Raw genomic sequence first — 6,995 nt, forward strand, 5'->3', positions numbered from 1 at the left:
GGCCCTCGTCAGTAATGGTGCCAGATGCTCGCGTGGCGCTCGGGATCCTCATGGTGCTCGCGCGCGACGAGGTCCGGCCGCGGTCACCCGCACATCTTCATCGCCGCGCCCATGAGCGCTATCAGGACGACCCCGACCACCACGGCAACGACCGGTCCGTTCCTGTGGATCCAGGCTTCCTTCTTCTTCGCCTCTTCGGTCTCCGCACTCTTCTGCCCGATTTTCCTGTCGTCGTCTCCCATCTTCCGCTCCTTCGGCGCCGCGCGCCGAGAATCCGTCGGCGGCGCTTTCGGGCGCCGGCCGCGGGGTTCACCGCCGATTCGCGCCGGGCGAGCATTCGCCCGGCCGCACGACCATCATTCGGCTAGGAGGAGCTCTTCGGAGGGCGATCGACGCCTCGCGGGAACCCTTTGCGCGGAACGTCGTCCGCCGCGACGAAGGGGGCCGCCTCGACCGGCAGCGGGAGCAGCTCGATTGCGGAGCCCGGGGCTGCCCATGTCGACGCCGCCGACGCCGTCGAGCTTCCGCTGTCGCTCCGTGCCGGCGCCAGAGGAGGCGGGCCAAAATCCGCGGTGATCGTCTGTCCCGGGAATCCAGGCTCGGCGGGAGCAATGCGGCCAGTACCCGGACACGAGAGCGCCGGGACGACGAACGTCAGAGAGAGGATGAACGGCAGCAGCACCCGCACGCGCATGACCTCACCATATCCACGGCAGGCCGGGTTGTCACGGAGAACGCGCCGTTTCATCGGGCGGCCGAGAGCAGGAGATCGCCCGCTCAGGAGCCGTGTCATCACGACCCGCCCGAACCAGCCGTGCGGCAGCGCGAGCTGGCCCGCGACCCAGCGGCCGAGAGGCGCCAGCAGCTTGAACGAGGTGCGGGTCTTCATGACGAAGCGCTCCTCATTTCTTGCCCGGATCGGCCGCTCCCCTCGCCGCCTGCCTGCAGGAGCGGGCCCGGAGGTGAGGCCCGCCGAGTCCGCACCGTGGCGACGATGGTCGACGCGAGGAACAGCGCGAACAGCGCGAGGCCGAGCGCCGTGGCGTTCATCGCCTCGGAGATCCCCTCGGCGAGCATCGCGGCGCGCTGATCGGCCGACGACGACGAAACCGAGTCGAACGCCGTCGTGAAGCCGGCGATCGTCCCGACCAGCCCGAGCAGCGGGATGACGCACGTCGCGACCCATAGGCCGACGAGCATCCTGTCGCGCCGCAGCCGAACGTGCTGCGCGATGGAGAGCGCGATCGTGGCGAGCGACATGTCGCGCCTAGCTCAGATCCACCTTCTGCGAGATCGACTTCCGCCACTTCGTGAGCCAGATGTAGAAGTTCGGCACCACGAGCAGCGTGACGAACACGCACGAGATCAGCCCGCCTATCACCACGCGGGCGAGCGGGCTCCACGACTCCGAGCCCTCGCCGAGCTCGAGCGCCATCGGCGTCATGCCGAAGGACGTCGTGAGCGCGGTCATCAGGATCGGGCGCAGCCGCACCTTCCCCGCCTCGCGGATCGCCTCGATGCGGTCCATGCCCTTCTCGACGAGCTGGTTCGCGTAGTCCACGAGCACGATCGAGTTGTTCACCACGATGCCCACGAGGATCACCCCGCCTATCAGCCCGGTGACCGAGAGCGGGATGCCCGTGGCGACGAGGGCGCCGCCGACGCCGATCACCGCGAACGGCACGGTGATGAAGATGATGAACGGCGTGAGGAACGACTCGAACTGCCCGGCCATCACCATGTAGACGAGGAAGAGCGCGGCGATGAGCGCGATCCCGAGGTACATGAACGACTCCTGCATGTCCTCGGCCGTGCCGCCCACGTGGTACTGGAACCCCTCGGGCCAGGCGTACCCCTTGAGCGCCTTCTCGATCTTCTTCGTGAACCCGGCGAGATCGCCGCCTATCGAGGTCGCGCTCACCGTGACGTAGCGCTGCTGATCCTTGCGCGAGATCTTGACCGGCCCCGACTCCTCGGTGACGCGCGCCACGCTGCGCAAAGGGAAGCTCCCCGCGAGCGGAGACGTCTGGACCATGCTCTCCAGGTTGGCCGGATCGTCGCGGAACGCGCGCGGCGAGCGGACGAGGATGTTGTAGTCGTTCCCGCCCTCCCGGTACACGGACGCGATCGTGCCCTGGTAGAAGGCCGAGAGCGATCCCGAGACGTCCGAGGTCGTGAGCCCGAGCCGCGCCAGCCGGATCCGGTCGTAGTTCACGTGGAGCTCGGGCTTCGCCTCCTCCATGCTGAACGTCACGTCGCGCGCGTCGTCGATCTTCTGTACGAGCTTCTTGACGTCCAGGCCGACGCGGCGGGCGACCTTCATGTCGTGCCCGAAGATCTCGATGGTGATGTCCGACTCGCCCGAGAAGCCCATCTCCATCGCCTTGGCCTCGATGCCCGGGATCTTCTTCAGCTCCTCGCGCAGCGCCTCCTCGATCTCCTGCTGCCCGCGCTCGCGCGCGGATCGCCGCGGCAGCTTGACCCGGAGGATGCCGGAGTGGCTGCCCTCGGAGAACAGCGCCATGAACCCCTCGCCCGTGCCGAACTGCGCCATCGTCAAAGTCGCCTCCGGCACCACGCGGCGCGCTGCCTCCTCGGCCTGCTTGCGCACCTCGTCCATGGCGCCGAGCGACGCGCCGACCTGCCCCTTGATCTCCATGACGACCATGGCGTGATCGTTCTTCGGGAACATCTCCCAGCCGGCGCTCACGACGAAGTAGATCCCGAGCGCGAACAGCGCCACGGCCGCGAGCACGGTGAGCTTGCGCCAGCGCAGCGTGACGCTCTGGATCCCGGTGTACACCCGGAGCAGCAGCCCCTTCTCGACGCTCGGGACCTTGCGCACGAACATGGAGACGCCGAGCGGGATGATCGTGAGCGCGACGATCAGCGACGCGGTGAGCGAGATGCAGATCGTGGCCGCCATGTCGCGGAACATGGCGCCCGAGAGGCCGGGCACGAACAGCACGGGCGCGAACACGACGATCGACGTGAGCGTGGACGCGGTGACGGCGGTGCCGACCTCGGTCGTGCCCTCGATCGCGGCACGCGCCGGCTTCTTGCCCATGCCGAGGTGGCGGTAGATCGCCTCGAGCACGACGATGGAGTTGTCCACGAGCATGCCCACCGCGAGCGCGAGCCCGGTCATCGAGAGGATGTTCAGCGTGAGCCCGGCCTGATCCATCACAGCGAAGCTGACCACGACCGACGCCGGGATCGCCACGCCGACGATGAGCGATGCCGCGAACGAGCGCAGGAACACGAACAGCACGATCATCGTTATGAGCACCGCGAGCATCGCGGTCTGGCTCAGGTTGCCGAGCGACTGGTTGACGATCTCGGCCTGGCTGAACAGCTCCTGGAGCTGCACGCCCTTGGGCATGGTCTTCATGATCTCGGGCATCGCCCGGTTCACGGAGCTCACGGTCTGCACCGTGTTGGCGTCCGACTGCTTGCGCAGCATGAGCATCACGGCGTCCCGCCCGTCCACCTTGATGACGCGCGTCTGCTCGTGCACCGTGTCCACGACCTCGGCCACGTCCTTGAGCAGCAAGGGCACCCCGCCCGCGGCGCCGACCACGACCTCGCGGATCTCGTCCACCGACGTGAAGGCTCCGTGCGCCTGGATCGAGAGCTCGCGCCGGCCGCTCGTGAGCCATCCTGCCGGCACCTGCATGTTCTCGCGCCGCAGCGCGCCGATGATCTGCATGGTGGAGACGCCGGCCGCCGCGAGCCGGTCCGGCATGATCCGCACCTGGATCTCGCGCGAGAGCCCGCCCTCGGTGTCGGCGGACGCCACGCCCTCGATCCGCTCGAGCAGCGGCTCGATGTCGTGCTTGCTCAGGTCCTGCAGCTTCGCCTGATCGTACGGGCCGGTGACGAGGTACATGAGCACCGGCTCCATGGACGGGTCGAACGCGAACGTGAGCGGCTCCTCGACATCCGTCGGGATCAACGACTTGTACAGATCGAGGTTCTTGCGGATGTCGATCTCCGCCTGATCGATGTCCGTGCCCCAGTTGAACTCGATGAACACGACCGACGCGCTGTGCTTGGACTCGGAGAAGACGTTCTTGACACCCTCGACCGCGGCGCACGCCTCCTCGACCGGCCGCGTGACGAGCTGCTCGATGTCCTCCGGGGAAGCGCCGTTGTACTGCGTGATGACGACGACGTACGGGAACGTGATGTCCGGCCACAGATCGAGCTTGAGCCGGACCAGGGAGAACAGCCCGAAGCCGAGCACCAGGATGAACAGCATCAGGAAGGTGACGCGCCTCCTGACGGCCAGCGATTGCAGGCTCATGCGCCGCCGTCCCGCGAAGACGAAGGAGCGGGGCGAGGGGCGACCGCGGGCGCCGGGACCGCTCCGGGCCCCGCCCCCTGATCCGTGAGCACGCGGACCGGGTCGCCGTCGACGACGAGGTGCTGCCCGGAGACGATGAGCGCCTCGCCGACCTCGAGCCCCTTGAGCACCTCGACGCGGCCCTCCTCCTCGAGCCCGAGCAGCGCGAGCCGCTCGACCGCCTTGCCGCCCTCGACGACCACGGCGCGGTACAGGCTCTTGTCGCCCTCGCGCTCGTTCGTCACGGTCAGCGCGTCCTTTGGCACCCACACGACCCCGTCGCGGCGCTCCACCTCGACGCGGACACGGGCGAGCATCCCGGGCTTGAGCGCGTGATCCGGGTTCTCGATATCGATTTCCAGCGACGCGGTCCGGCTCAACCGATCCAGCACCGGGCCGACGCGGGTCACGGCGCCGTGCACCGGCTCGCCCGGCCTGGCCGCGATCTCCACCTCGACCGCCTGCCCGAGGGCGAGGAGCGGCAGATCCGGCTCCGGCACGCGGACGACGATTTTCACGTGATCCAAATCGACGATCGTGCAGATCGGGATCTGCGGCGCCGCGATGTCCCCGACCTCCACGAACACCCTGCCGATCACGCCGGCCACCGGTGCCGTGATCACCGCGTCCCCGCGCCTCTGCCGCGCCTGCCCGAGCATCGCCTCGAACTGCCGCCCCTGGGCCTCGGCCGCCGCGACCTGGGCGTCGACCGCGAGGATCTGCGAGCTCGTGACCGCGCCCGATCCCTCGAGCCTCTTGAGCCGCGCCTGCTGATCCTTAAGCGACGCGAGCTGGGCGCGGACCGCGTCCAGGCCCGCCGCGGCCTGCTTGACCCCCTCGCCGAGCGACGAGGCGCGGACGACCGCGAGGGTCTGTCCGGCCTTGACGCGATCACCCTCCTTCGCGCTGACGGAGAGCAGGCGTTCCGGCACGAACGAGAACACGTTGATCTCGGTCTGCCCCTCGATGTCGCCGATGAAGCCGAGCCGCCGGACCAGGGCGCCGGTCTCGACGGTCGCGACCCGGACGGGCGCGATCTCCGGGCCGCCGTCGGCGTCGCCGGAGGCGCCGGAGCACCCGCAGAGGGAGAACAGGAACACTGAAACGAGCCCGGTATTAATCGATGTCCGACTCATGGCGCGCAGTTTAAGGCCAACAACGCCCTTTGGCTAGACTGCAAGAACAGACCGAAAGAGCAGCTCGAGATGCTAGAGCAGGTAGGCGATCTGATTCTCGAGGAGGTCGACGAGATCCTCCTCGCTGAACATCCACGGGACCTCGCCCATGAAGATCGTGGTCTGCGCCCCGTTGACGATGACCGCGGACTGCCCGGCGGTGTAGGACGCCTCGTACCCGAAGACCGAGGTCGCGTCGGAGGCGGCGGTCAGCTCGTGGCCGTCGGTGATGCAGTCGTCGTAGTCCGTGGCGATCGACGCCGCGATCGCGTTCGGCGCGAACGTCATCGGGTGCGTCGTGTCCCAGGCGTAGATCGACTGTGCGGCGTCGTAGTAGGTGCCGGCCGTGACGCCCATCGCCGCGACCAGTGCGTGCGACATGCTCGCAGAATACGGCGCGAAGATCAGCTTCCCGCCGCCGCTCACGTAGGTGTTCAGGGCGTCGAGCTCCGCGGTGGAGGTCCCGCTCGAGTACTCCTCGTACATCACGAGATCCCAGGTGCCTGTCCCGAGCGCAGCTATGAATTCGTCGACTGTGTCGACGTCGCCGTCGAACACGGTGACCGTGTACCCGAGGTTCTCCGCAGCGGTCTGGTAGGGAACGGTCCACGGGTTGCCGGAGCCGCATTTATTGGTGAAGATCAGCACGGACGCACAGGCCGGCGAGCCCGCGCACCCGGGGTCGTTGCAGTCGATGTAGAGATCGCCGTCCTCGTCCAGCCCGCCGGTGCAGAGCTCGCGCGGCTGGCGGCAGACGTAATCGATCTCGTTCGCGAGCAGCGGCTTCAGATCCGCCTCGTTGAACATGAACGGCACCTCGCCCTGGAAGACGGTGCGCTCGTTGTCGCCCACGACGACGGCCGCCTGGCCGACCGTCGCCGACGCCGTGTAGCCGAGCACCGCCGTCCCGCTGGTCGCGGTCAGGTAGGCGCCGTCGCTGTCGCACGGATCATAGGCGGTCGCGATCGATGTCGCCGTGATGTCGTTCGGCGTGCTCAGGATCGGGTGCGCGGTCGCCCAGGGGTAGAGGGCCACGCCGGTGTTGTAGTTGGCACCGAGGGTGACGCCGAGCGACGAGTAGAAGTTGGTGCTGAAACCGAACGCCCAGTCGGAATAGATGACGCGCCCGCCCTTGGCGACGTACTCCTCGATGATCCGGAAGTGCTCGGGGTCGCCGGAGTCGCTGTAGCGGTTGTAGATGACGAGATCCCAGCCGTACGGGTCGGCGGCGAGCTGCGCGACCATGTCGTACTCGCTGGCGACCGTCGTGTAGGTGGTGACGCCGAGGGAGTCGAGCGCCGACGCGTACGGCGCGGTCCACGGGTTGCCGGAGCCGCAGGCCTCGTCAAGGACGAGGATGTTCGCGCAGACGAAGTCGCCGTCGGCATCCGTGTCGGTGTCCGTGTCCGTGTCGGTGTCCGTGTCCGTGTCGGTGTCGGTGTCCGTGTCCGTGTCCGCGTCCGTGTCCGGGTCCG

General features: G+C 68.1%; 6 protein-coding genes. All 6 read right to left on the reverse strand.

Annotation, left to right across the window (positions count from 1 at the left end; genetic code table 11):
* Positions 1 to 83 precede the first annotated feature (83 nt).
* Entirely contained in the window at positions 84 to 242 is a 159-nt protein-coding gene (locus M0R80_11485) for a hypothetical protein (protein MCK9460253.1), read from the reverse strand.
* Between the two features lie 122 nt (positions 243 to 364).
* Positions 365 to 889, reverse strand: a complete 525-nt coding sequence (locus M0R80_11490; protein MCK9460254.1) for a hypothetical protein — start codon at positions 887 to 889, stop codon at positions 365 to 367.
* Entirely contained in the window at positions 886 to 1,260 is a 375-nt protein-coding gene (locus M0R80_11495; GenBank protein ID MCK9460255.1) for a MotA/TolQ/ExbB proton channel family protein, read from the reverse strand. The genes M0R80_11490 and M0R80_11495 overlap by 4 nt, the downstream gene beginning before the upstream one ends.
* Before the next feature lie 7 nt (positions 1,261 to 1,267).
* The gene (locus M0R80_11500; GenBank protein ID MCK9460256.1) at positions 1,268 to 4,306 is read right to left on the reverse strand and encodes an efflux RND transporter permease subunit; all 3,039 of its coding nucleotides are present in this window, start codon (positions 4,304 to 4,306) and stop codon (positions 1,268 to 1,270) included.
* The gene (locus M0R80_11505; GenBank protein ID MCK9460257.1) at positions 4,303 to 5,481 is read right to left on the reverse strand and encodes an efflux RND transporter periplasmic adaptor subunit; all 1,179 of its coding nucleotides are present in this window, start codon (positions 5,479 to 5,481) and stop codon (positions 4,303 to 4,305) included. Before M0R80_11505 ends, M0R80_11500 begins: the two co-directional genes overlap by 4 nt.
* A 72-nt stretch (positions 5,482 to 5,553) precedes the next feature.
* Positions 5,554 to 6,995 (reverse strand): hypothetical protein (locus tag M0R80_11510; protein MCK9460258.1); only part of this gene is annotated, 1,442 nt, incomplete at its 5' end.

Source organism: Pseudomonadota bacterium, from assembly GCA_023229365.1.
Classification (GTDB): domain Bacteria; phylum Myxococcota_A; class Polyangia; order JAAYKL01; family JAAYKL01; genus JALNZK01.

Bases quoted from the DNA above. Each gene is read 5' to 3' on its own strand.
- M0R80_11490 (MCK9460254.1), bottom strand. From the start codon at position 889: ATGAAGACCCGCACCTCGTTCAAGCTGCTGGCGCCTCTCGGCCGCTGG.
- M0R80_11485 (MCK9460253.1), bottom strand. From the start codon at position 242: ATGGGAGACGACGACAGGAAAATCGGGCAGAAGAGTGCGGAGACCGAA.
- M0R80_11505 (MCK9460257.1), bottom strand. From the start codon at position 5,481: ATGAGTCGGACATCGATTAATACCGGGCTCGTTTCAGTGTTCCTGTTC.
- M0R80_11500 (MCK9460256.1), bottom strand. From the start codon at position 4,306: ATGAGCCTGCAATCGCTGGCCGTCAGGAGGCGCGTCACCTTCCTGATG.
- M0R80_11495 (MCK9460255.1), bottom strand. From the start codon at position 1,260: ATGTCGCTCGCCACGATCGCGCTCTCCATCGCGCAGCACGTTCGGCTG.